Raw genomic sequence first — 25,064 nt, forward strand, 5'->3', positions numbered from 1 at the left:
CATCGGTCAGGGTGCAGCCACGCAGGGCGTGGCTCTACGGGTGCCTAGAAGCTCATGGAGAGTTCCGCCTTGGCGGTGGTCTGGCGGTAGCCGCCATTGCCTGTGTCGCGGCGCAGGCCGATCTCTGCACGCATATTGGTCGACAGGCGGGCCTGCACACCTGCGCGGAACTGCGTGATCTGCTCCGAGCCATCGATCTCCACTTCGCTGCCGTCCATCAGCAGCGATGTCTTCGAGCCCTGCCGGATCAGCTGTGCTCCGATATAGGGCTGGAACCGAATGGCCTTGCCCGCGTGGAAGTCACCCATGACGTCCAGGCCCACCCTGCTCCGCAGCGGCGCGCTTCGTTCAAACCTCAGTTCGGTGCCATTGGCCTCGGTCAATGCCGACGGACCCGAACGGGACCACTCCAATCCAACGTGCGGTCGCAGCACCACCTTGCCGTCCAGCGAGGCGTTGAGAGCGAAGCCATAGCCGGCCTCGGCCGAGGTGCTCCAGTCCGTGCTGCGGAAACGCTCCTGGGCCAGGCCGTCGCCCTGAATGCGGTGACGCATCCGGGTACCGGACGAATCAAACGCCAGACTCAAGCCGGTCGCATCATCCAGCGACTGCCGATAGTCCGCATAGACCCCCAGCATGACGCCAGTCGACCGCCCCCTGGCGCGGTAGCCGGTGCTGCGCGAGGTGGAATCCACGTCGTACTGCCCCTGTCCGCCCTTCACGCCCACCGACCACTGGTCGCTGAGCATCTGGCTGGTGCCGACCTGCAGGGTCTGCCAACGCCCATCCACGGCTGCGCCACCGGACGCATTGAAGCGGTGCTCGTTGCCGCGCACGCTGGCCCAGATATCGCGGTGGCCTTTGTCTCGCCAGCGCGTGGGGCTGTAACGGTCACCCGTAACGCGGCCCGGCCGGTCATCGTTGAACATCGAGCGGGATGCAATGGCGCTGGCCAGATAGGCAGCGGCCTCCGGGCGCAGCATCTGCTGGCCGTCGCCCGGCAGCGGCACCGGCTCTGCCGGCATCGGCGAAGGCACGGGTTCGACCGGTGCAGGAGACGGTTCCGGGGTCGGCACTGGAGTCGGGGTGGGTTCCGGCGTCGGCGTCGGCATCGGTTCGGGTACCGGTACCGGCACAGCTTCAATGCTGCTGCTCAGATACCAGTTCCTGTTGGCTGCATCCGCGCTGTTGGCACCGCCACGACGCAACTGATAGTCGTAGGCACCGGCCACGACGCGGCCAGCCTGCACGAACTCGGCGCCCGACGTGCCGTCCACCTGGATGACCTTGTGCCCCCAGGACTGTGCCTCGGTCCGGGCGATAAGTCCTCCCGGACCACCGGCGTTGTCGATGCTCACCTGGGTACTGCCAGTGCTGCTTCCGCCAATGTGCAGCAGCGCCGTTTCGGTAGTCGCGGCATCGGCGAGGTAAGCATCCACCCACAGCCGGCTGAGATCCTGACCGGCGTAGTCACCCAGTACGTCGAATTCAGTGCCACGGTGTGGCAAGGCGAGCGTACCGGCATTGTCCAGCGAGCCCACGGACATGCCTTGCGTGTTGTCACCCGCCTGCAAAACCGCGCCGGGTGCCACGGTGAATGCCGCCTGGTTGTTGGTGCCATTGACCACCACCCTGCCCGCGCGCACGTTGCCGCTGCCGCGGTAGGTGTTGTTGCCGTTGAGCACCAGCGTGCCCGAACCGGTCTTGTCGAAGCCGCCGGCCAACGTGCGGCTCACGCCGCCCAGGCTGGCCGCATCATTGTTGTAGATGCCGGTGGTGACGGTGTCAGCGCGGTCGTCACCAATGTTGTTGTCGAAGTACGCGGTAACGCCAGCCGGGATATCCAGCTTGCTCTGTCCCCAGGCAAACTGGCCGTAGCCACCCAGGGCGGCATCCGGATTGATCTCGCCCCAACCGGAATACGCGTTGATACCGGCCAGCAGGTTCGCATTTGCGCTGCGGTCGGTGGTGCTCATGTCGGTGGCGGTACCCAGCACCACTTCCATCAGGTTGCGCGCGGACATCCACGGGTAACGCTCGGCCACTAGCGCGGTGATCGCATTGGCATTGGGTGCCGACCAGGAGGTGCCGCCGGCCAGGCTGTACGACCAGTGGCCGTTCGCCGCGCGCAGGATATTGCCACTGGCATCGCGTTGCAGGGTGCCTTCCACCGCCGCCAGACACCAGTACATGGCATGGCCGCAGTTCTGCCGGCTCCAGTTGTACTGGCCCGTGGTGTTGCCACCCGGCGTGGCCACGACAACCACGTAGTTGCCGTAGTACTGCGCATCTTCCAGTGGCACGGTGCCGTACACGAACGGCTGAACTACCTGGGTATTGCCGCTGCCGCTGTTACCTGCGGCCAGGAGGATCAGGGCATCGTTGTCCTTGATCTCGCGCCACGCATTGCGCCAAGACGTGGGCACGGAGTTCAGCCGATCATCGGTGATCTGCGACGGGTACCACACGAAATAGGACGCGCTCATGGTGCGCGCACCGAAGCCATCCGGGTCGCTGGCGGTCGCGAAGGCATTCCACCAATCGTCCACCGTGCTGCCACTACCGGTAAGCAGCGTGGCGTCCGGCACAATGTGCAGCAGCGAATAGCTCATCCACGCGCCGTGGCCACCGCCGTGCAGGGCCTGGTAGGACATCTGGTTCTCGACCGTCTGCCCGTTCTCGGTTTTTGAGAACAAACCGACGTACTGACCGTCGACCTTGAGCACGTTGTCTGCGAAGCCGGTCATGTCCGGTTCGCCCAGTGCGGTCGCGGCGTCCGCGTCCGTCAGCGAAAGCGGATTGATGCCGGTGTCGTAGTGGAAGATCCGGATGCTTTCCCCGTCCAGCCCGTTGAGCTGGTCGTCGGAAGCCTTCTGGTAGGTGGACGTGCTGGGTGCTGCCGCCGCTGTGCCGGTGAGGCCGGTCAGTGTGGCCGCGCCCATCAGCCAGGCCTTCGGCAGCCGTCGGGCTACGTCCTGCTCCGCTGCAGCCGTGTAATCGAGCACAACATCAAATCGGCCCGTTGCCCTGTTCCAGGCAATGCGCTTCGTGTACGCCATGTTTTCCCCAAGAGCAGTTGAAACAAGCTGATCTTCGGCTCCCCAGCCGGAGGGTTGGACCCTCAAGGCAGCCGTGGCTGCCTGATCAGTGGCGCATCGTACTACATCGTCCCGGGCCAAACTTCACAGTCGCTCACAGTCCGGACATGGCGACCCGTTCGTCAGGTACCCGGCTGAATCTCGGCTTCACGCGCTAACTGGACTGCATCGCGCAGGTTGAGCTTCAGCATTGCCTCGCCGCCAATGAATCCGCCCAATGCTTCGTTTGCACGCGCCTCGATCTCGTTCGCATTGGTCAGACCACGTCTTACCAAGGCAACAATATCTTCCCGATCGTTCTCAGCGAATCGCGCAATCTTGCTCACCGCGAGATCCACCGGGGAAAGCACCCGCACGCGGAACTGCTCCACTCCAAGATCTACAGGAATCGAATCATCAAGGTAGTCCTCATGCATCAGAGCAAACGTGGAGTTGTAGTTGGTATCCAGATACACGACCTGCTGCGTGCCGTCCTCCAGAGATACCTCCACCATGAGGTCGTTTGGAAGGTATATGCGCCCTCCAAACTCTGCATCCACATCGGTCGTAACTCGATTGGCTGTATACAGATGAACCGCCATCCCACCGGCCAGATACACGTTAACCGGACTCGTTAGACCAAGACGCCCCGCGAGTTGCTTGAACAACTCTCGGAGCCCTTCGGCAAGTGCGGTGCGAGTGTGGAAGGTCTGGGACGTCCCCATGAATTCACTTCCCGCCCAGGCTGTGCGAAAGCATGTCCCGGAAACGAGGCATGCTGAATACCCACCCGTTTCTTACAACGTCGGCTGGATCGAGCTTCTGGTCAGGATGCAACGCAAAATAACGCTCGCTTGCCTGCATCAACGAAACTGACTCCCCAGGAAAGCGCGAGCGCAGTACCATTGCCGCCAATCGGAAGACGTTGGCTTCGCGCTGATCCTGCGCCGACGGAGCCAGCCCAGTGGCAACGGCGGAACAACGCGCGAGCATTGCTGACTCGAGATCTCTGGCAGTCATAACCCCGCCCTCCTGCGCACACGGGATATTCGGTTCCGAACTCTGACCAGTCTAACCCGAAACACTGCGGGTGCCTCCGCCCGTCCCCTTACCCACGGCGTGGGCGTCTCGACATACCGTCACGGCATTGCCAATTCGGGCGCAAGGGTATGGATGACCTTCCCTTGCGCATCCAGAAACTCAATCGCACCGTAGCCCTCTTCAGTGACCGTCAGCCGCAGCCGTGGCCTGTCCACCTTGTCATTCAAGGCAATCGCCGGCGTCCCATCCGCGCCCACCACCATCTGGATGCGGGTGGGTGCCTGCACCCCCGGTATCAACCGGTCACCCAGCTTGGGCTCGCGCACCAACGGCGGTGCCTGGTTGATCGAGAAGCGGGTCTCGCCATCCGGCGACACGCGCCAGCCGATGGCATCCATGGCCGGGTGGTCCAGCGCCAGCACCGCCATGCCGCCGTTGACGTCGGCCGTACCAAAGCCACCGCGCTCGCTGCCTTTGTCGTCGTAAAGCACCATCCCGGCCACGTTGAAGGCACGCTTGTACTGCAGGCCGTCGATGATCGGGGCCGGCGTCTGGCCTGAAAGCGTCATGCGGATCACGCCTTTTTCGTCGACGATGTCGATGCGTCGGGCAGTAATGCGTTCCTGGTCGGGCTTTTCCACGCGGGTCTGCGGCGAGTCGCTGACGATGAGCTTCTGCAACTGCTCAACCGAAGGTCGCTTTGGGCTGCCTGCTTCGGCAGCGTGGACGTTCCAGGCGCAGGCGGCAAGCAGGGCTAAGGCAACAGGGACGGCATGCTTCATTTGGCTTCCATGAGGTTGAAGTGGAGCCATGATGGCAGCGCACCCGACACCCGGCACGTCGCGGTGCAGCGCGCCAGGACTGGGTATCCTCTCCGCCGTACCCCGAGCACCGGGGCTGTCTGAACGGAGAATCCAGATGAGTCTCGCATCCTTGGTCTGGCCACTGGCCGGCGGTCTGTTGATCGGAATGGCCGCGGCCGTGTTCCTGCTCTGGGAAGGCCGCGTGGCCGGCGTGTCCGGCCTGGTGGCTGAGGCTTCGGGTATCAGCAAGGCGTCGGGGCGACGGTGGACAGGCCCTGGGCGCTGGTGATCGTGGCCGGGCTGCTGGTGGGGTATGGCACACGGCTGGGTTCGGGCTGTACCAGCGGACATGGCATTTGCGGGCTGGCCAGGTTGTCTCGTCGCTCGCTGGTGGCCACGCTGCTGTTCATGGCGACGGGCGCGCTGACGGTGTACCTGATGCGTCACGTCGTCGGAGTTTCCGCATGAAGCACCTGTCGCCACTGATTGCCGGCCTGCTTTTCGGTGCCGGCCTGGTCGTGTCCGGCATGACCGATCCCAATCGGGTGCTGGCCTTTCTTGATGTTGCAGGTGCCTGGGACCCTTCGCTTGCGCTGGTCATGCTGGGAGCCTTGTTGCCTGCTGGCGCGGCCTACCAGTGGATGCGCGGACGCAACCGGACCTTGACCGGGTTGCCCGTGCAGTTGCCCGTTCGTACCCAGATCGACCTCCCGCTGGCGGCTGGTGCAGTGCTGTTTGGTACGGGCTGGGGCCTGCTGGGGCTGTGCCCGGGGCCGGCGGTGGCGATGCTGAGCACCGGGCAACCCACGGTGCTGATGTTCCTGGCTGCCATGCTGCTCGGAATGGGGCTGTATCAGGCGCGGCCTCCACGACGCATCAGCCGGTGATGGCGCGCTGGCGCAAGCGCCAGCAGCCACGCCACCACAACGCCCAATAGCGGCAGCATCAACCATGCCCGCGACAGCGAAGGCCAAAGCGCCGGAACCAGGATGATGCAGGAGATGCAGAACAGGGCCAGGTAACGGCAGGCCCCCATCTTGCGCCGGTACTCCTTGTGCATTCAGATGTCACCTCGATAAGACAAGAACATCGTAGGCACCCTGCGCGCATCCGATCCATTTCCCCCAGGCGTCATGGCATAAATTCCGCGTATTGATGCATCCATTTCGGCGGGGCGAACGTAGGAAGGACAGTCGCCTTGTCGAGGAGTGCAACGTGCGCTGCCTGCTTCTGTGCTGCCTGCCGCTGACGGCAGTTGGAGCTCCCCTGCTCCGCTTCGAGGGCGTCGCGGCCACTGCGGACGGGGCGGTGGCCTACCGTGAGGTGCATTGGCAGCAGGGCTCCGGTGAAGGGGCGCAGCGCTTGGTGCAGTACCTTTGTCCTGATGGGCAGCCGTTTGCCCGCAAGGAGATGCCCGCTACCCCGCGGCCACTGGCGCGGGGCTACACCCTGCAGGACCGTCGCAGCGGGCAATTGGCGCAGGTGCGAGTCAGCAGTGACATGGTCGGCATCGACTGGAAGGAAGATGCGCAGGCCCGCGCTCAGCTTCATCGCATCGCCCTACCCGCCGATGCGGTCGTCGATGCCGGTTTCGATGCCGCTGTGCGGGCCCATTGGCAGAGCCTGCTGCAGGGCACGCCGCTGCGCCTGCCGTTTCTGGTGCCGGGACGCGGGCGGTTTTACCCGGTAACGGTGGTGCATCGGGGCCCGGTGCGCTGGCAGGGCCAAACGGCCCAGACGTTCGAAGTGCGCTTGGACACCTGGTACGGCGGACTGGCACCGCGTCTGTCGCTGGTGTACTCCGGCGCTGACCGCCGCTTGTTGGAGTTTCGAGGCACCAGCAACCTTCGGGATGCAGCAGGCAAATATTCGTCGGTAGTGGTGCGCTTCAATGAGCCGGCGCGGGCACAGCCCATGGAACGCTGGGATGCCGTGCTGAGGCAGCCGCTGGTGGCCAACTGTCCGGCGGACGCGCCGTGACCAAAGACGATCCAGCTCCGCATTGGCGCTTCTGGGTCAATCTGCTCGGCAACCAAGGGGTGTGGTTGTGCGCGGTGGCAGGCGCTGGCCAAGGGCTCCAATGGCCCGCACTGCTCTCCGCCAGCGTATACATTGCCAGCCAGTTGCTGATCTCGCGTAACCCACGCGGGGATGTTTGCCTGGTCCTGCTGGCGCTGGCATGTGCGTTCGGCGTTGATGGGAGCGCGGCCGCAAGTGGAACCGTTCTCTACTCGGCCGCGCCATGGGGGTGGATCCCGCCACCATGGATTCTGGCACTTTGGGCGTCATTCGCGATGACGCTGACGACATCAATGGCGTTTCTGCAACGGCATTGGCTGCTCCCCCTGGTGTTCGGCTTGCTGTTGGCACCCCTCGCCTACATCTCCGCATCTCGAGGGTTCTCGGCGGTGCAGTTTTCAGCACCTGCGTGGCATGGAATTACGCTTCTGGGCGCAACCTGGGCAACTGCACTGTCACTGCTATGCCGAGTAGCGCGACGAGCGCCGTTGCAGCCAGCAGGGCGCTGACCCTGATCCCATCAATCGCACCATCCGCTGTTTCGGGCCGTCTCCCGCTCGCGTAGCTTCCTCAGCTTGAGCTCATTGGCTTCATTGAGCCGAACGTAGTCCGGATGCCGGGCGAAGTACGGTCCCAGCCACCCATCTTCGTGGGTTAACGCCATGGTCCAGGCGAGGTTGGGCGGGAAGACGTAATAGTCCGACCAGTAGGCCTGCGCGTCGGGCAGACTGTCGGTCAACACAGCGCGCTTTCGGTCGTTGGAAAGAACAACCAACTCGACGCCGGACTGCCTTGCATAGGCCTCCATCGCCTGCACCCCACTCAGGCAGGGAAAGCGCTCAAAGCTGAAAACGTGCCACATGTAGCGCTTGATGTTCGCACCCTGGTGGTTGCGGCCAAATACAGACAGCCACGCATCTGCCCACTCGCGCGCTTCCGCCTCTGTGTACGTTTGCAGAACATGGAGCGCATCCAAATCGCCCCGCTCCGGATGGTTCCTCACCGTTTCCTCGCTTTCTTATTTGCAGGCATCGAACACCCGATCGTCCATCCGCCGGGTGAGTTCAAACGTTCTTCGCGACCCGGCGGCTTCGAACGCGGCGGCACGCTGGGCCTTGGCGGTCGCGCAGGCTTGCGGGTCACGGTACTGGCTGATGGCAGCACCCGATACGGTACTTTGCGGTGGTCGAACCCGCGCATCTGAACGCCTGCGCGAATCCAGTTCGCGCTGAATCGCGTCCAGCCGCGCCTGCCCTTGTGCATTCGGCGCGTCCGGCACCGCGTCCCATCGCTTCACCGCCTGTCCCGTTGTACATGGATCGGACTGGTAGACGGTACTTCCGCCGTCCACACACTTGTACACCTGCTGGGCTGCGGCCGGGCACGCCCAGCACAGCGCCAGCAGCACAAACGCTCTTACCTCCATGTTGCCCCCTGTTCGCCGCCTGACCCTGGCGGCAGCCGGCCTAGTCTATAGTGCGGACAACCCCTCCAAGAAGGCAGCACGGATGCGAACCCACCTCACCCGCACAGTACTGGCCGCCGCCCTGCTTTCTGGCGCGCTACCCGCCTTGGCGGAATCGACCCAGGTGGATGTCCGCGTGCTCGCACGTGGGGCCAAGTTCATCGGCGGCTACAGTGATTCGGCACGGGTGGTGCTGACCGATGCGGACACCGGCGAAGTGCTTGCGCGCGGCCTCACCCAAGGCACCACGGGGGATACCCAGCGCATCCTGGCGGGAGGTGTCGATGGAGACAAGCGCCTTTCGACGCCGGACTCGGCGGTGTACCGCGCCACCCTGGATCTGGCCAAACCGCGCCGCGTTACCGCAACTGTCACCGGTCCGCTCAGCCAGCCTCAGGCGGCGACCACGGTCACCAGTACCCAATGGCTGTTACCAGGGCGCAACGTGACCCAGGGCGATGGCTGGGTGCTGGAACTTCCGGGGCTGGTGGTGGACCTGGTTGAGCCGGCGGCATTCCAGCCCACCAAGGTGGGTACCGACCTGCCGCTGCAGGTCGCGGTGACCATGATGTGCGGTTGTGCGCTTTCGGAAGATGGCCCATGGAAGGCCGGGGCCGTCGAGGTGGACTACCAGGTCTCCGTAAATGGAAAGGCGCAGCCCCTGCAGCGGATGCGCTTCGAAGCTGCAACCAGCCGCTACAACGCAACGATCGTGCCGCGCGAAGCCGGCATCCATGAGATTGAAGTGCGCGCATGGGACGCGGCCGGCGGCAATGCGGGCGTGGCCCGCACCACCGTGTTCGTTCGCTGATCAGGCCGCCAGTCCACCGACCACGTGGAAGGCCAGATTGGCCAATCCATGGCCCAGCACCGGCACCAGCAGGCTGCCGGTGCGGAACCGCAGCCAGCCACCGGCCAGACTGCCGATGAAGGGAAACAGCCCGCTCATGGGATCGATGTTCCAGGTTCCCTTGCTGTATCCAAGGCTGTGCCACAAACCGAACGCAATGGCCGTTCCGATGATCACCGGCCAATAGCCGCGCTCAGGCAGTGCCCTGCCCCAGACCGCGCCCAACAACACTGTCGGCACGACACCGCGATACACCAGCTCTTCCGCCAGCCCGGGCATGGTGACCTGGAACGCGAGCGTTTCCGCATCCGCCGAGCCGGGCTGGAACACCCACCCCAACACGGAACCCCACACGATGAACCCCAGCACAGCGGCCACGGACAGCCACGGCGTGCGCTGCTTGAAGGTGAGTCCGACCGCGTGGCGGTCCAGCTTCAGCGCCAGAATGACCAGCACGGAGAGGACGAGACTGTAGACCTTGCCCGACCAGTTCCAGCCGCCACCGAACACCGCCAGCGCAGGAACGGTGGACGCCAGCCCGGTGACCAGATCATCCAGGCCCAGCAGCAGCGCGCCGAGCAGCGCCATGCTCACAGGGATGCGCTGATCGAACAGGCGAACCAGCAGGAACAGCGCTGCGCAAATCAATGTGAAGCTGACGGCGAAGATCACGGCGTCCATGTGGATACACTCCAGAAGTGAAATGAAGCGGGGCGCGACCTCACGATCGCGCCCCGTCAGCACGTGCTGCTTACTTCTTTACGTTCGCGGAGTGTCCCTTCAGCGCTTCCGCCAACCCGGGCACACCGTCCGCCCCAGTAGGCACGGTGATGCTGGAACCGGTGAAGTCCTTGCCAATGGGTTCGGCGCGGCCACCCAGGCACTGCGACAGGAAGCCCTCGGTGACCGCGTTGAATGCCTTGCTGTTCTCAGGCCGTGCGAAGCCATGGCCCTCATCCGGGAACAGCGCGTACGTCACCGGAATCCCCTTGGCCTGCATGGCCTTGACGATCTGGTCGCTTTCCGGCTGCTTCACGCGCGGGTCGTTGGCACCCTGCCCGATCAGCAGCGGCTTGCTGATCTTGTCGACGTGGCTCAGCGGAGAACGCTCTTCCAACAGCTTCTTGCCTTCCGGCGTACGCGGGTCGCCCACGCGTTTGGCGAACTGCTCGAAGAACGACGCCCAGTACGGCGGAATGGTGGACAGCAGCGTGTTGAGGTTCGACGGCCCGACCAGGTCCACGCCGCACTTGAAAGTGTCCGGGGTGAAGGTCAGGCCCACCAGTGTGGCGTAGCCGCCATAGCTGCCGCCGAAGATCGCCACCTGGTCCTTGGTGGTGACCTTGTTGTCGAACGCCCATTGCACTGCGTCCAGCAGGTCATCGTGCATCTTGCCGGCCCACTCGCCATTACCGGCGTTGGTGAACGTTTTGCCGAAGCCGGTGGAGCCGCGGTAGTTCACCTGCAGCACCGCATAGCCACGGTTGGCCAGCCACTGGCCGTACCCGCTGTAGCCGTAACTATCCCGCGCCCAAGGGCCACCATGCACCATCAGCACCAGCGGCACCGGCTTGTCGGCCTTGCCGTCGGCATCCGCATCGGCCACCTTGGGCAGGGTCAGGTAGCTCACCAAATTCAGGCCGTCGCGCGCCTTGATCTCCTGCGGCCACTGTTTCACCAGCGGCTTGCCGTCCAGCGCGGGGCGCGCGCCGAACAGTTTGGTCAGCTTGCCGCCATCGGCACGGTCATAGCGGTAGTACAGCACCGGCTGCTCGGCCGCTGAGTACGCCACGATCCAGGTCTTGTCGTCCAGCGTACGTGAGTTGACCGAGATGTCGCCCGGGCCGATTTCTTTCAGCTTCTTCAGGTCAGCGCCAATGGTGTCATCCAGTGGCTTCCACTCTTCCCGCAGGTAATCCACCGCCACCGCCTGCACCTTGCCGGTACTCGGGTCGGACAGGCTGTCGCTGATGTCGGCGCGGGCGTCTTCGGCCACCAGCGTGCGCTGGCCACTGGCGGTATCCATGGCAAACAGCGCGGAAGTGTCACGATTACGCGAGTCGAACAGATACAACGTGCTGCCGTCGGTGGTCATGCCCGCCGGCCCGGTGGTGAGACCGTCTTCAAACGGGATCTCATCGATCTTGCTCCAGCCGCCCTTGCCATCCGGCTTCAGGATATCGCTGCCGCCGTCATCGCGCGACCGCGTGGCGTAGCGCACCTGGTAGTTGGCATCGGCCACGTAGCTGGACAGGTCATGGGTGTTCTTCACCACTTCCGTGCGCTTGCCGGTGGCCAGGTCGACGCTGTAAAGGTCATGCCACTTCGGGTCGCGGTCGTTCATCGACACCAGCACCGCGTCTGGCTTGAGATGGCTCAAGCCCACTACCTCGGCGCGGGTCTTGGGGAACGGCGAAAGGTCTTTTTCCGCGCCGCTGTTCACGTCGACAGCGAAGGCGTGGAAGTCTTCATCACCGCCGGTATCGCGCAGATACACCAGGGTGCCGGGACGGTAGCTCCAGAAGTGATTGCGGATGCCGCGCGAGGCGTCCTTGGTCACCGCCTTGGCCGCGTTGATGTCGTTAGCCGGGGCAACCCACACATTCAGCACGCCGTTCACCGGCGCGATCCAGCTGATGTACTGGCCGTCCGGGCTGAGCTGCACCGAAACGCGCTCGGGGTTGCCGAACAGCGCGTCACGCGAAATGAGTTCGGGTTCGGCAACCGGAGCCGTACTGGCAGCGGGTGCCGATGCAGACGGGGCGGATTCGTTGGCGGGCTTGCAGCCTGCCAGGGCCAACAGTACGGCAGAAACCAACAACGTAGTGCGCATGACCTGCTCCTTTGGATGCGACGCTGGGGAGTTGAACTGCATGTGCCGGGGCGGCGCGACGGCCTGTGCGCACACCTGGGTTACGGATTGAGTCTGCGACGCCATGGGGGCGTGGAACAATATGCCCCAAGTCACGGACCGTAATGACCCGAAACCCCGACGCACATGAATTGGGCTAACCTGCGCACTCACAACCCGATGTCCCCGTATGCCCCGCACCACCCTGCCCGTATCCAATCCCGACCAGTTGGCCTATCGCCTGCTGATGGACAGCGACTGGGCCGAAGCGGGCGGCCTGGCAACAGCCCCCGCCGAGCTGCGCATCCTGTTGACCACGCTGTTCGATTCACCCGAGCCGCTATGGCTGGCCTGGGGCGCGCAGGACAAGCACTTCTTCTTCAATGACGCCTACCTGCCGCTGCTGGGCGGCAAGCTGCATGGGGCCATGGGGCGCGGCCTCCAAGAGGTGTGGAGCGACGTATGGACCGACGTGAGCGCGGCCATCGACGATGCATTCGCGGGTCGCCACCGCAGTTTCCGCAACCTGCCCCTGCAGATGGATCGCGACGGCTCCATGAAGGAAACCTTCTGGACCTTCTCCTACTCCCCGCTTCGTCTGTTGACCGGCGAGGTGGCTGGCATCTTCTGCGTGGTCAGCGAACAGACCGAACAGATCCAGCAGAAGAACCTGCACACCCGCCAGGTCGCCGCCATCACCGAACAGGCCCGCGACGCCCACCTGGAACTGGTGCGCGCCCGCGAGCAGCTGCGCCAGGCACAAAAGCTGGAAACCATGGGCCAGCTCACCGGCGGCGTCGCACATGACTTCAACAACCTGCTGCAGGTCATTGGCGGTTCGGTGGACATGCTGCAGCACACCCTGCCACCCGACGCCCCGCAGCTGCGCTACGTCTCCGCCATCGGCTCGGCTGTGGATCGTGCCGGCAAGCTGACCTCGCATCTGCTGGCATTTTCGCGCAGACAGAGCCTCACTCCCGAGGTGTTCGACATCCGCGAAAGCGTGCGGGCCCTTTCAGACATCGTGAGCACGGTACTGGGTGCCCGCATCCGCGTGGATGTGCTTCTGCCGGAAGCTCCTCTGCACGTACTGCTGGATCGCAATCAGCTTGATACCTCACTGATCAACATCGCAGTCAATGCGCGCGACGCCATCGTCGGCCAGGGGACCGTCACGATTTCCGTCTCCAAGGTCAGCACCATTCCCTCCGTACGCCAGTCCGCCCCGCTGCTGGGTGACTATGCCGCCATCAGCGTGAGCGACAGCGGACAGGGCATTGCGCCAGAGGTGCTGAGCCGTATCTTCGAACCGTTCTTCACCACCAAAGGCGTGGGGGCCGGCACCGGGCTCGGGCTGAGCCAGGTGTTCGGCTTCGTCAAACAATCGGAAGGCGAAGTCGACGTGCGAAGCACGGTTGGCGAAGGCACCACCTTTACCCTGTACCTGCCGATGACCCTGGCCGCCGCCAGCAACGCGGCCGTACCTTCACCTCACCGCCTGGCCAGTGGCACCGGACTCACCGTGCTGGTGGTGGAAGACAACGTGGACGTAGCCGCCTTCGCGACAAGCGCCCTGGCAGAGCTGGATTTCAACGTGGTACTCGCCCGCAATGCCACTGAAGCGCTGGCCGAACTGGAGCGCGACGCCGGTCGCTTCCAGGTCGTGTTCTCGGATGTGGTCATGCCCGGGGTCAACGGCCTGGAGCTGGCCCGGCGCATCCGTGCCACCTATCCGGGTTTGCCGGTCATTCTGACCAGCGGCTACAGCGAGCTGTTGGCCAGCGACCCGAACCACGGCTTCACGCTGCTGCGCAAACCCTATTCACTCAAGCAGCTGGCCAGCGCACTGGCACAGGCCACGCGATAACACCGGCCGACGATCTAGCGTAGAGCCGGGCTTGCCCGGCTGCCCTTCACGCTACACCCCAAAACCCCCAACCGGCTCCGTCTCAAACCGCTCACCAAACCCAGTGATGTGCGGCCTGGCCCGCGCAATCGCGTCCTGCACACCCGGCAACGCCAACGATGCCCGGTGCAGCTCCGCACTGTCCCACACCTCGGTAATCCAGACCGCATCGGGATCAGTCGGGTCACGCGCCACGACATAGCTGCGACACCCGGGCATGCCATCGGTCCCCTCCAGCAGAATCGCGATCACCGCGTCACGCTGGCCGGGCGCGGTCTTCATCTTGCCAATCAGTCCGTACATGGAATGCCTGCCTCAAGTGCGAAACCCGATGATGCGCCGCCGGGCGGTAGCGATCAATCCACTAGCGTTGCTGACGCAGCCACTCGATCGCGGATTGCCGGGTACGGTCACCCACGCCCAGCTCGCGCACGGTTTCATCCGGCACCAGTGGCTTGCCATCCCCGCTCCCGTTCCGGTCCACGAACAGCGCTCCAGTCAGCTGCAGCATCGTGCCATCGGCGAGCCGGTGACCGGCGTTGGCAGTAGCCACGCCGAAGGTCGGCGCACCAAAGCTGCGGGTGTTGGGCCGGCCCCGGAAGGCAACCACCATGGCCTCCCCCGAGCTGCCGGTGCGTCCCGACGTCAGCACTGCCACGGGTACCTTTCCGAGATCGGGCGCGCCCGCCGACGCCGCCGTCGTGTTGTTCGGCCATGCGTCGCGGCTACCGTCAGGACGCTGAAAGTAGCCCGGTGTCTGCCCGCGCAGCAGCGGCTCCAGGCCGGCAAGCATGGGCCACATGGTGCCGCCGCCGTTATCGCGCAGATCCACCACCCAGCCGCGCACGCCCTGCGCGCTGCCGGCCCGAAGTGCATCCAAGACCGCGTCACGGTAACGGACCCGTAGTGCATCATTTCCTGCGCGTGTGCCCGGTATCACGAGGTATCCGATGCCGGGCTCCAGTACCTCCGACTGTGGGGCCACGAAACTCGCCCGCGCAATGCGCGGCTCGTTTGCCTGGCGTGCGGGATCCATCAGAAAGCTGTGCCCATCGCCAAGCGCCTTCAGTACCCGTTTGATCGCGCTGCGCGCTTCGCCGGGTGTTGCATTCGCGGCCGGCCGCCAGTGCTCACGGAAGTCTGCCGGCAGTTCCCGCGCGTAGTAGGCATTGTCGGCGATGACCTGCATGGCCTCTTCATAGAGCGCGATACCGCTGACGCCCATATACGCCGAACTGGCGTGCGGTACTAGACGCACGCCCTCGATGGAGAACCGGGCACCTTGGTGGCCGCCGAAACTCAATTCGATTAAGCGCGCGGACGCCGGCACATCCAGTGGCAGCCTCAGGCCCGAAAGGTCTGCTGGGGCCTGGAAACGTCGCTGGTCCCGATCAAGCTTCCGTTGTCCGTCGTAGGCGATCACCGAAATCTGCATTTCACCGGCGTCAAGCGTGCCCTTCTCAACCTCAAGCGTGTAATGAGCAACGGTGCCGGCTTCGCGCTGCACGGCAAAGCGATACCCGCATCCCTTCGGGCGAGCGTCCACGGTGATCGTCGCGCCATGTGTCGTTACCGGCGAGGCGGCGAATGAGCGGGTGCAATCCCCCCCGATGTCCTGGATGCCCTCGCGCCAGGGCTTGTCCATGTTGACAACCATCCAGCCGGCAGCGCATGCCACGGCAACGACCACTCCACCGGCCGTCGAGATCAGTGCCGTCTTGAGGTACCCCTTCCACCCAACGCTCATTCGCACCATCGTCCATCCCTGGAGTTCATTGAAGCAGTCACTGCATTTGTGAAACAGGTATACCAGACTGGTAATTTTACTGCCTCGCGCCACGTAGAAGGACGGTTGTCGCGAGGGCATCTGCTGCGCACAGTCAAAGTACTGTCCCGTCAGGATGACCCCGATGAAGGCACGTATGCGGTTGCTTCCCGCAGCGCTGACTGTCGTACTGGCACAGCTCGCCGCTTCCCTTGCCGTGCACGCCCAGACGGTGGTTGGCCCAGGAACGTTGACCACCACTGTTACCGGCAGCAGCGGTGAGACCACGGTCGTAAGCAACACCACCATCAGCACAGGAACCGCCGATGCCGTGCGCGCCAACGGCGGCAACGTCACGCTGGACACGCGGCTACCTTCGCCGAATGGCCCCATCACCCTGCAGACCACCAGCGGAATGGCGCTGCACGCAACCAACGGCTCCCTGCTGGTTCCGGCAGGGATCGATATAGCGATCAATGGCCGGGGCCAGGCCGCCTTTGCCGATGGTGGAAACATCAATGTGACCGGGGGAAACATCTCCATACTCGGGATTGGCAAGCTTGCCGGTGCCACCGCGGGCACGATCACGCTTGCGAATACCCTGTACAACGCCCCGGAGCTGATCACCGGCGCGCAGGGCAACGGCATCGGGGTAGACCTGAATGGACAGGTTGTACTGGGCGCAGGTAACCGTCTTTACATCGGCAAGACGGGCAATTCATTCGGACTGGGTGCGCAGGGGCCCAATGCCGGCATCACGGTCAATGGTGCACTTCCGATCACCTTCGCCCAATCCGGTGCAATGGGCATCTACCTGTATGGCGGCGGTCAGCTTTCGAACAGTGCGCCCATTGCCCTGACGTTCAACGGTGCCAGTTCCATCGGCATCATCGTGGACAGCGGAAGCAACAACCAGACCCTGAACAACATCACTGCCACATTCAATGCCACCAGTGGTGTCGCCGGTACCGGCCTGGCGGCGCAACGGGGCGGTAACGTGTCATTGCAGAACTTCGTGGTCGAAGGCCCGGGTGCTGGCGTCGGCGTATGGGTGCGCGACACCTCGTCCGTGAACCTATCAGGCAGCAGCCGGATAACCGTTTCGGCGGACCGCAATGCGCAGCTCTACACGTTCGCGCCCAGCACGTCGATGGCCGGCGTGGACGCCATTTTCAGCAGTGCCACCGCCACCAGCACCCGCGCCGCCGGATTGGTGCAGGGGGGAACCCTGCGCAGCACCGGCACGGTCTGGTCCAACCCCACCGCCGGCGGGTACGGCATCTTTCTGGGCCAGAACGGGGTCAACAGCGTGGCCGACCTCACCGGCGATATCGTGACCACTACCGGCACCGGTTCGGCAACCGTCTCGACCTACGCCAGCGCCATCCTGACCGCACGCGGCTCGAGCCTGCGCAATGAAGGCGGTAACCAGGCCATCCAGCTGTGGAACTACAGCTCGCCGACCCAGACCACCGGTGCCAATGAGGTCCATCTGATCGACACCACGGTCAGTGCCAGTGGGGGTGCCGATGCGGTGTACTCACTGAATCAGGCACCCGGCACCGTCAATCTGCTCACCGTACAGGGTGGCAGCGTGCGCAGCGACACCACGGCGATCTACGCGTACGGCCCATTGACAGTACAGTTGAACAGCACCGATGTGGCCGGTACCGACGCCCTGCTGTGGGCCGGCAACATGAATGCCAACGGCGACCCTACGGTTCTCGACGTGGTGGCACGGGCAAGCACCCTGAGTGGGATGGCGGGCGCCGCCTCACCCGGCAGTGTAAGCACCAGCACCGCCAATCTTTCCCTGCTGCAACAATCGCACTGGACCGGGCTGGCCTGGAATCTGAGCAATGCCTGGGTGGACGCAAGCAGTCTGTGGACAGTCACCGGTGACTCCACCGTCTCGCAGCTCGTCAACAACGAAGGGCGCATTGCATTCACCCCGCCAGCGAACGACGTCTACAAGCAGCTTTACACAACCACCTACGCGGGCGGTGCAGCCAGCACCCTGGCGCTGAACACCTGGCTGGGGGATGACACCTCACCGTCGGACCAGCTGGTCATCACCGGTGGCAGCGCCAGTGGTCAGTCGCGCCTTGAGATCGCCAACAGCGGCGGTGCCGGTGCACTGACGCTGGGAGATGGCATCCGGGTGGTTGCCACATTGGACGGCGGCACCACCGCTGCGGACGCGTTCGTGCTTGCAGGTGCGGTGCTGGCCGGTCCTTATGCGTACCGATTGCACCGCGGTGGCTATGCCGACGGTGCCGGCGAGGAATGGTTCCTGCGTTCGTCGATCGATTGCGGCGCGCCAGGCTCCCCATCCCCACCCTGCCCGGAGGTGGTGCCTACGCCGCCGGAGCCACCCGAACCGCCGCCGCCGCCACCGGGACCAGAACCGCCTGGCCCGCCCTCGCCCGATCCGGACCCTGCCAGCCCACCCCTCGTACCCGAACCCGAGGACGCCTCGCCGACGCCCCCGGACCCGTTCGTGCCGAACCCGGAGCCCGTGCCCGACTATCGCGCCGAAGTATCGCTGTATACCGCGCTGCCAGCGATGGCGCTGCGCTACGGCTGGGCCACGCTGGGCAACCTGCATGAACGCGTCGGCGAACAGGAGCAACTGCGGCAGCGCAGCGATCTGCGCGAGGACCGCTACTTCAATGGAGCCTGGCTGCGGGTGATCGGCGAGAATGGTGATGTGAAAGGCAGCCGGCGTGGCATCTACACCGGCAGCCCGAAGTACGACTACGACATTCTGGCGGTGCAGATCGGCAGTGATGTTTACGCCGTCGAAGACGAAGACGGCGTGCGCGATCACGCCGGCTTCTACCTCGGGCGCGGCCATATCCAGACCGACGTGGTTCACCACGACGGCACGTTGGCGGGCCGCGACAAGGTCACCGCCACCTCGCTGGGCCTTTACTGGACACGGTACTGGGAACAGGGCCAATACCTGGACGCGGTATGGCAGGGCAGCTGGGGCAAAGGCAAAGCGCGCTCGGCCAACGCCGTGTTGCTGGAGCGCACCAGTTTCGGCTGGGCGGCGTCGCTGGAAGGGGGCTACCCGTTCTGGAACGACGCACATACCCGCGTTCTGGAACCGCAACTGCAGCTGATCTACCAGCGCATTCCCACCGACGATGACCAGGAACCGGCAGCGCGCATCCGCTTCAGCGACATGACCTCGCTGGCCGCCCGCCTCGGCCTGCGCTGGGCCGGCACCCGGGTGCTGGAACCCACCGATGCCGGCATCCGTCGCCTGCTGACCTCGTGGCTGCGGTTGAATGTGTGGCATGAGTTCCAGGGCCAGCCGGTCACGGAATTCTCCTCGGCCACGGGCTACATCCCCTTCGAGGCGGACCTGAAAGGCACGTGGTGGCAGCTCAATGCCGGTACCACCTGGCAGTTGGGTGCATCGACCAGTCTCTATGCGAACGTGGGCTACCAGAAGAGCTTCCATCGCGACTTTGATGCGTGGGACGCGAAGGCGGGTGTGCGCTGGAACTGGTAAAAAAGCCCAACGTGGTGCCGGTCTCTGTCCGGCCGAACCGGTATCGGTGCCGGGCAAGCCCGGCACTACGGAAGCGCGATGGCGTAGCGCCATGCCACCGATTCACGCAGCTGCTGCACCATGTGTTCAAGAAATACCCGCACGCGAGGGGCAAGCTGTTTCCCCGACCCATGCACCGCGCTGAGCGGTGACGTGGCCAGCGCGAAGTGCGGAAGCACCTCCACCAGCCGACCGGTGTGCAGGTCCTCGGCCACGTCCCAGATCGACTTGCGAGCGATCCCCGCGCCCTGCACCGCCAGCACCTGGGCGGCATCGCCGTCGTCACACAGGGTGGTGGCCTCCAGCGGAAACGCCACGGTGCCGCCGGGCCCGGCGAACAGCCACTGCGTCACCGGTGGGCTGCCGGAAGCGATCAGATCGTGATCGCGCAGATCCTCGATGCAGCGCGGCACGCCACGGCGACGCAGGTACTCCGGTGCCGCGCACAGAATGCGGCGGTTCGGTGCCAGTTCCCGCGCCACCAGCCGCGAATCATCCAGGGTGCCGTAGCGCAGGGCCAGCTCGACACCATCACCAATCAGGTCGACCAGCTCATCACGTAACGACAGGTGCACCCGCACCCCGGGGTGCGCACGCTGGAAGCTGCGCACTGCCGGCACCACATGGCGACGCCCGAACCCGTTCGGAGCGGTGAGTTTGAGCACGCCGGCCACCACGTCCTGGCGTTGCTCCAACGCAGCCTCTGCTGCATCCACCGCGGCCAGCACCCGGCAGCAATGTTCGTGGAACAGCAGGCCTTCGTCGGTCAACGAGGCCCTTCGCGTGCTGCGGTTGAGCAGGCGCACCTGCAGCCGCCGCTCCAGTGCGGTCAGCCGCTTGCTCACCACCGCCAGCGACACCCGCAGCTCGCGGGCGGCCGCAGAAAGACTGCCGCCACGCACGATGCGGTCGAAGGTGCGCAGCTCCCCCAGGTCTTCGATCACGCGGGCTGTTTCCTTTCAGGCAAGAGTACGTTTCCGATATTGCCATTCCGGAAACAGTCGCGCATCCACACAATGTGTCCATTCATGCCTGCCGGGGAGCGGTTGGCCGTACCGACGTGAATGCGCACGCGGCCGCGACAGGACTCGCGCCATGCTGTGCCCTAGCCACCCCCACAGGTAGCCAGACCATGACCGATGCATCCGGCAAGGGCGGACCCACGCTCAGCCGCCGCCGTTTTTTCCAGGGCCTGACCCTGATTCCCGTCGCCGCGGCCCTGCCCGGCTGCGGTCCCACGCCGACCACTGCAGAACCCGCACAGGCGGGCCCGGCCCCGGATTACACCCCGCAGTACTTCAGTGCCGCCGAGTGGACCTGCGTCTCCGCGATCTGCGACCGGCTGATCCCGGCCGATGAAACCGGCCCCGGTGCCGTGGAATCGGGCGTGCCCGAGTTCCTCGACCGGCACATGCAGACCCCTTATGCCGCCGGCGCGATCTGGTACATGCAGGGGCCGTTCCTGGAAGCGCCCAGCGAGTTCGGCTACCAGGGCAAGCTGGCCCTGCGCGAGATCATCAAGATCGGCCTGGGCGCATTTGACGCCCACTGCCGCAAAGCCTTCGACGGCAAACTGTTTGCCGACCTGGACCACGCCCAGCAGGAAACCCTGCTCAAGGCCGCCGAGGGCGGCAAGCTGGAACTGGAAGGCATCTCCAGCAAGCTGTTCTTCTCCAACCTGCTGGGTGAGGTGAAGAACGGTTACTTCGCTGATCCGAAGTACGGGGCCAACCGCAACATGGGGGCCTGGAAGATGATCGGCTACCCGGGCATGCGCGCGGATTATCTGGACTGGATCGGGGTGCGCGACAAGGCGTATCCGTTGGGACCGGTGGATCTGGCAGGGCGCAGGGGCTGAAACAAATGGCAAACACGAAACCGAAAGTCGACGCGGTCATCGTCGGCATGGGCTGGACCGGGGCTATCCTGGCCAAGGAACTCACCGACGCCGGCTTGAACGTGGTCGCGCTGGAACGCGGCGGCGACCGCGACACGCAACCGGACTTCGCCTACCCCAAGGTGGTGGATGAGCTGGAAGGTTCGGTGCATCGCCGTTACCTGCAGAGCCTGTCGCAGGAAACCGTCACCATCCGTCACAAACCGTCCGACACCGCAGTGCCGTACCGGCAGATGGGCTCGTTCAAGCCCGGCACGGGCGTAGGCGGTGCCGGCAGTCACTGGTCCGGCGCACACTTCCGCCCGCTGCCCGAGGACATGGTCCTGCGCAGCAATGTGGAGCAGCGCTACGGCAAGAACTTCATCCCGGCCGACATGACCATCCAGGACTTCCCGGTCACCTACGCCGAACTGGAACCGCACCTGCACATGTTCGAGCTGGTCTGCGGCACCTCGGGCAAGGCCGGCGTGATCAACGGCGTGGTCCAGGACGGCGGCAATCCGTTTGAAGGCTCGCGCTCTGCCGAGTACCCGCTGGGTCCGAACCCCAACTACCTGGGCGGCGAGCTGTTCTATAAGGCGGCCAAGGAAATGGGCTGGCACCCTTACCCGATTCCGGCTTCGAATGCCTCCGGCCCGTACGTGAACCCCTACGGCTGCCAGCTGGGTCCGTGCAATGCCTGCGGTTTCTGCAGCGACTACGGCTGTCTGAACTACTCCAAGGCCAGCCCGAATGCCTGCATCCTGCCGGTGCTGCGCCAGCGCCCGAAGTTCGAACTGCGCACGCATTCGCAGGTGCTCAAGGTCAATCTGGACAGCACCGGCAAGAAGGCCACCGGCGTGACCTATCTGGACGCGCAGGGCCGCGAAGTCGAACAGCCTGCCGACCTGGTGCTGCTGTGCGCGTTCCAGCTCTACAACGTGCATCTGATGCTGCTGTCGGGCATCGGCCAGCCCTACGACCCGGAATCCAACACCGGCACCGTCGGTCGCAATTACTCGTACCAGAACCTCAACCGCGTAGTGCTGTTCTTCGACAAGGACGTGCAGGCCAATGGCTTCATCGGGATTGGCGGTGCTGGCACCACCATGGATGACCTCAACGGCAACCAGCTCGACAACGCCAAGGCCGGTTTCGTCGGCGGCGGCCTGGTCTGGGCGCGCCAGCCCGGTGCCGGCCCGGTGCGCGGCATCAACGTGCCGAAGGGCACGCCGGCCTGGGGCGCGGAGTGGAAGAAAGCGGCGGCAGACAACTTCCGCCACAACTTCTACTACGAGGTCCAGGGTGCGTGCATGGCCTACCGCCAGCACTACCTGAGCCTGGACCCGACCTACAAGGACAGCTTCGGCCGCCCGCTGCTGCGTATGACCTTCGACTGGCACCCGAACGAGATCAAGGCCTCGCAGTTCTTCGTCGGCAAGGCGATGGAGATGAGCAAGGTGTTGAACCCGCTGTCGATGAGCGGCGACGCCAAGAAGGACGGTGAGCGCTACAACATCACCAAATACCAGAGCACGCACACCTGCGGCGGCGCAATCATGGGTGCGGACCCGAAAACGTCCGCACTGAACCGTTACCTGCAGAGCTGGGATGTCTCCAACGTGTTCGTAATCGGGGCCAATGCGTTCCCTCAGAACAACGGCTACAACCCGACTGGTCTGGTCGGCGGGCTGGCGTACTGGGCGGCTACCGCCATCCGTGAGAAGTACCTGCCCGATCCGGGCCCGCTGGTCCAGGCCTGAGGAGACGCCGATGAAAAAGCTGCTCCTCTGGATTGTGGTGCTCGCGGTACTGGTGCTGCTGGTAGCACTGGCCTACGCCTACATTCCCACCAAGACCCGCGTGCTGGCCGACGGCCCTGCGCCCGATGCCGCATTGATCGAGCGTGGTCGCTACCTGGCTGCCGCAGGCGACTGCACGGCATGCCACACGCGACCCGGCGGCAAGCCGTTCGCCGGCGGGCTGCCGGTGGCGTCGCCGCTGGGCAACATCTACAGCACCAACATCACCCCGGACAAAACCACCGGCATTGGTGCGTATTCGCTGGATGATTTCGACCGCGCGGTACGTCATGGCATCACGCCGGATGGGCGCACGCTGTACCCGGCCATGCCCTACCCGTCGTATGCACGCATCACCGACGACGACGTGCGCGCCCTGCACGCCTACTTCCTGCATGGCGACATTGCACCGGTCAACGAAGCCAATCGCGCTGCAGAGATTCCGTGGCCGTTGTCGATGCGCTGGCCGCTGGCGATCTGGCGCAAGACCTTCGCGCCGGAAGGCGATGCAGTGGCGTTTGATGCCAGCAAGTACGAAGACCCGTTGCTGGCCCGGGGTGCCTACCTGGTGCAAGGCCTGGGCCACTGCGGCAGCTGCCACACCCCGCGCGGCTTCGCGCTGCAGGAAAAGGCACTGGATGAGTCCAGCGAGGCATACCTGAGCGGTGGCCAGATCATCGACGGCTGGAACGCGGTGAACCTGCGTGGCAACGAAGCCGACGGCCTCGGTCGCTGGAGTGCACAGGACATTGTCGATACCCTGCAGACCGGTCGCAATGCCCACACTGCAGTGGTCGGCACGCCGATGGCCGACGTGGTCCGTCACAGCACCCAGCACCTCACCGAGGAAGACCTGCGCGCGATGGCGGCGTATCTGAAGCAGCTGCCGGCGGCGACGCATGATCCGTCGTCCTATGCCGCTAACGATGCCACCGCGAAGAAGCTGCAGGCCGGCATCAATGACAGCCGTGGTGCCGAGTTGTTCGTCGATAACTGCGCCGCCTGCCACCGTACCGATGCCACCGGCTACAAGGATGTGTTCCCCACCGTGGCCGGCAATCCGACCGTGCTGGCTGAGGATCCCACCTCGGTGATCCGCCTGCTGCTGCACGGCAGCGAGCTGCCCTCCACCACCAAGCGCCCGTCGAACCTCGGCATGCCCGGGTTTGCCGATCGCCTGAGTGATGAGGAGATTGCCCAGCTGGCCACGTATATCCGCCAGGAATTCGGTAACAAGGCAGGCCCGGTGACGGCAACGCAGTCGGCCGTGGTGCGGCGTCACCTTGAGGAAGAAGCCAAGGCCCGCAAGGACGCCCACGACCCGACCGCCGCAGAATCCGCGGACGCCCCGTAGGGACGCGCCATGCGCGTCCGCCGGCCAACCGCGTAGACTCAACGGTCCAACCCTGCATGGACCGTTGACCTCGCATGTTCAAGGACAGAACCCCGCGCATTCTGCTCACCTTGGCCCTGATGACGACCGCCGCTCCGGCGGTCGCTTCTGACTTCCGGGGCTTTTTCACTGTGTTCATGGCTACCCCACTGCTGATTTGGGTGGCACTGGCGATCGGCTCGATACTGCTGCGGCGCTGTACCGCGCAGCGTGCAGGAGCCATCCGCTTTCTACCTGTGCTGACGTCGATTGCCGCAATGCCGCCGCTGGCATGGCTGGGCGTCTTCGCCCAGGAGTATCTGTACATTCTGATGCCCACGCTGGGCGTGCTATGGCTCTTGGGCGCATGGCATTTCTGGTGCCATCCGAATGGCCGCGTTGCCGTGTACACCGCACGCGTGCTGCTGGTTGTGACCGGCCTCGTAAGCGCATTCATGGTGTTCGACATGTACAACGCTACTGATGACCTGGATGACCTGATGCGCTCACTGTGGGTGCTTGTTTGCCTGGCAAGTCTGGTCGCGCTGGCACTGTATGTGTGCATCCAGGTGAGCCGGCGGCCCGCTGAATCATAGGCTGGGGCCTGGTAGGGTCGCACGACAGTCGACCGCCGATAGCGGTGCATCGCCCGATGGGGCATGACCTCGATCGTAG

Annotated in this window: 21 protein-coding genes and 1 pseudogene; 11 read left to right on the plus strand and 11 right to left on the minus strand. The window is 64.6% G+C overall.

What is annotated here, in order from left to right:
* Positions 1–44: 44 nt before the first annotated feature.
* The 4 genes from PDM29_RS17935 to PDM29_RS17950 all read right to left on the minus strand — a co-directional run bounded on the left by PDM29_RS17935 (position 45) and on the right by PDM29_RS17950 (position 4,900).
* Positions 45–3,059: an autotransporter outer membrane beta-barrel domain-containing protein gene (locus PDM29_RS17935; RefSeq protein WP_311191399.1), complete on the minus strand. Its 3,015-nt coding sequence runs from the start codon at positions 3,057–3,059 to the stop codon at positions 45–47.
* A 161-nt stretch (positions 3,060–3,220) separates the two neighbouring features.
* On the minus strand, positions 3,221–3,802 hold the full coding sequence (locus PDM29_RS17940; protein ID WP_311191400.1) for a DUF6036 family nucleotidyltransferase: 582 nt from the start codon (positions 3,800–3,802) through the stop codon (positions 3,221–3,223).
* Positions 3,803–3,806: 4 nt separating this feature from the next.
* Positions 3,807–4,097 (minus strand): hypothetical protein, encoded by a 291-nt coding sequence (locus PDM29_RS17945; protein ID WP_311191401.1) that lies wholly within the window; start codon positions 4,095–4,097, stop codon positions 3,807–3,809.
* Positions 4,098–4,216: 119 nt separating this feature from the next.
* On the minus strand, positions 4,217–4,900 hold the full coding sequence (locus tag PDM29_RS17950; RefSeq protein WP_311191402.1) for a hypothetical protein: 684 nt from the start codon (positions 4,898–4,900) through the stop codon (positions 4,217–4,219).
* A 136-nt stretch (positions 4,901–5,036) separates the two neighbouring features.
* Between PDM29_RS17950 and PDM29_RS17955 the strand changes: the two are divergent.
* From PDM29_RS17955 to PDM29_RS17970, 4 genes and pseudogenes are all read left to right on the plus strand, one after another.
* Positions 5,037–5,389 (plus strand): annotated as a pseudogene (locus PDM29_RS17955) (YeeE/YedE family protein).
* Positions 5,386–5,808 (plus strand): DUF6691 family protein, encoded by a 423-nt coding sequence (locus PDM29_RS17960; RefSeq protein ID WP_311191403.1) that lies wholly within the window; start codon positions 5,386–5,388, stop codon positions 5,806–5,808. The pseudogene PDM29_RS17955 and the gene PDM29_RS17960 overlap by 4 nt, the downstream one beginning before the upstream one ends.
* A gap of 328 nt (positions 5,809–6,136) precedes the next feature.
* Entirely contained in the window at positions 6,137–6,901 is a 765-nt protein-coding gene (locus tag PDM29_RS17965; RefSeq protein WP_311191404.1) for a hypothetical protein, read from the plus strand.
* On the plus strand, positions 6,898–7,449 hold the full coding sequence (locus PDM29_RS17970) for a DUF2878 domain-containing protein (RefSeq protein WP_311191405.1): 552 nt from the start codon (positions 6,898–6,900) through the stop codon (positions 7,447–7,449). The genes PDM29_RS17965 and PDM29_RS17970 overlap by 4 nt, the downstream gene beginning before the upstream one ends.
* An 11-nt stretch (positions 7,450–7,460) precedes the next feature.
* Here the strand turns inward: PDM29_RS17970 and PDM29_RS17975 are convergent, their stop codons facing one another.
* The gene (locus PDM29_RS17975; protein ID WP_311191406.1) at positions 7,461–7,916 is read right to left on the minus strand and encodes a DUF4275 family protein; all 456 of its coding nucleotides are present in this window, start codon (positions 7,914–7,916) and stop codon (positions 7,461–7,463) included.
* Positions 7,917–7,958: 42 nt separating this feature from the next.
* Positions 7,959–8,348, minus strand: a complete 390-nt coding sequence (locus tag PDM29_RS17980; protein ID WP_311191407.1) for a DUF4124 domain-containing protein — start codon at positions 8,346–8,348, stop codon at positions 7,959–7,961.
* 100 nt (positions 8,349–8,448) lie between these two features.
* Here PDM29_RS17980 and PDM29_RS17985 point away from each other — a divergent pair, with 100 nt between their 5' ends.
* Positions 8,449–9,216, plus strand: coding sequence for a hypothetical protein (locus PDM29_RS17985; RefSeq protein ID WP_311191408.1), 768 nt, complete (start codon positions 8,449–8,451; stop codon positions 9,214–9,216).
* Here PDM29_RS17985 and PDM29_RS17990 read toward each other — a convergent pair whose 3' ends face one another.
* Positions 9,217–9,936 (minus strand): CPBP family intramembrane glutamic endopeptidase, encoded by a 720-nt coding sequence (locus tag PDM29_RS17990; protein WP_311191409.1) that lies wholly within the window; start codon positions 9,934–9,936, stop codon positions 9,217–9,219. It abuts the gene before it with no gap.
* A gap of 70 nt (positions 9,937–10,006) precedes the next feature.
* A complete protein-coding gene (locus PDM29_RS17995) occupies positions 10,007–12,088 on the minus strand; it encodes a S9 family peptidase (RefSeq protein WP_311191410.1) in 2,082 nt (693 codons plus the stop codon).
* A 208-nt stretch (positions 12,089–12,296) separates the two neighbouring features.
* On the opposite strand from PDM29_RS17995, the gene PDM29_RS18000 reads away from it, so the two are divergent.
* Entirely contained in the window at positions 12,297–13,973 is a 1,677-nt protein-coding gene (locus PDM29_RS18000) for an ATP-binding protein (RefSeq protein ID WP_311191411.1), read from the plus strand.
* Between the two features lie 51 nt (positions 13,974–14,024).
* On the opposite strand, the gene PDM29_RS18005 is transcribed toward PDM29_RS18000, so the two are convergent.
* Both PDM29_RS18005 and PDM29_RS18010 read right to left on the minus strand, forming a co-directional pair.
* Positions 14,025–14,315 carry a putative quinol monooxygenase gene (locus tag PDM29_RS18005; RefSeq protein ID WP_311191412.1) on the minus strand — a complete coding sequence of 97 codons (291 nt, stop codon included), beginning with the start codon at positions 14,313–14,315 and terminating at the stop codon, positions 14,025–14,027.
* Between the two features lie 61 nt (positions 14,316–14,376).
* A complete protein-coding gene (locus PDM29_RS18010; RefSeq protein ID WP_311191413.1) occupies positions 14,377–15,657 on the minus strand; it encodes a S41 family peptidase in 1,281 nt (426 codons plus the stop codon).
* A 265-nt stretch (positions 15,658–15,922) separates the two neighbouring features.
* Between PDM29_RS18010 and PDM29_RS18015 the strand changes: the two genes are divergently transcribed.
* Positions 15,923–19,300, plus strand: a complete 3,378-nt coding sequence (locus PDM29_RS18015) for an autotransporter family protein (RefSeq protein WP_311191414.1) — start codon at positions 15,923–15,925, stop codon at positions 19,298–19,300.
* A gap of 65 nt (positions 19,301–19,365) precedes the next feature.
* Here PDM29_RS18015 and PDM29_RS18020 read toward each other — a convergent pair whose 3' ends face one another.
* Complete coding sequence (locus tag PDM29_RS18020) at positions 19,366–20,283, minus strand: LysR family transcriptional regulator (protein WP_311191415.1); 918 nt, start codon at positions 20,281–20,283, stop codon at positions 19,366–19,368.
* Between the two features lie 188 nt (positions 20,284–20,471).
* Here PDM29_RS18020 and PDM29_RS18025 point away from each other — a divergent pair, with 188 nt between their 5' ends.
* The 4 genes from PDM29_RS18025 (at position 20,472) to PDM29_RS18040 (ending at position 24,985) form a co-directional block, all read left to right on the plus strand.
* Positions 20,472–21,197 carry a gluconate 2-dehydrogenase subunit 3 family protein gene (locus PDM29_RS18025; RefSeq protein ID WP_311191416.1) on the plus strand — a complete coding sequence of 242 codons (726 nt, stop codon included), beginning with the start codon at positions 20,472–20,474 and terminating at the stop codon, positions 21,195–21,197.
* A 5-nt stretch (positions 21,198–21,202) separates the two neighbouring features.
* Positions 21,203–22,978, plus strand: a complete 1,776-nt coding sequence (locus PDM29_RS18030) for a GMC family oxidoreductase (protein ID WP_311191417.1) — start codon at positions 21,203–21,205, stop codon at positions 22,976–22,978.
* A 10-nt stretch (positions 22,979–22,988) separates the two neighbouring features.
* Entirely contained in the window at positions 22,989–24,371 is a 1,383-nt protein-coding gene (locus PDM29_RS18035) for a cytochrome c (RefSeq protein ID WP_311191418.1), read from the plus strand.
* Between the two features lie 119 nt (positions 24,372–24,490).
* The gene (locus tag PDM29_RS18040) at positions 24,491–24,985 is read left to right on the plus strand and encodes a hypothetical protein (RefSeq protein WP_311191419.1); all 495 of its coding nucleotides are present in this window, start codon (positions 24,491–24,493) and stop codon (positions 24,983–24,985) included.
* Positions 24,986–25,064: the final 79 nt, after the last annotated feature.

The sequence above is a fragment of the Stenotrophomonas oahuensis genome (genome assembly GCF_031834595.1).
GTDB lineage: Bacteria > Pseudomonadota > Gammaproteobacteria > Xanthomonadales > Xanthomonadaceae > Stenotrophomonas > Stenotrophomonas oahuensis.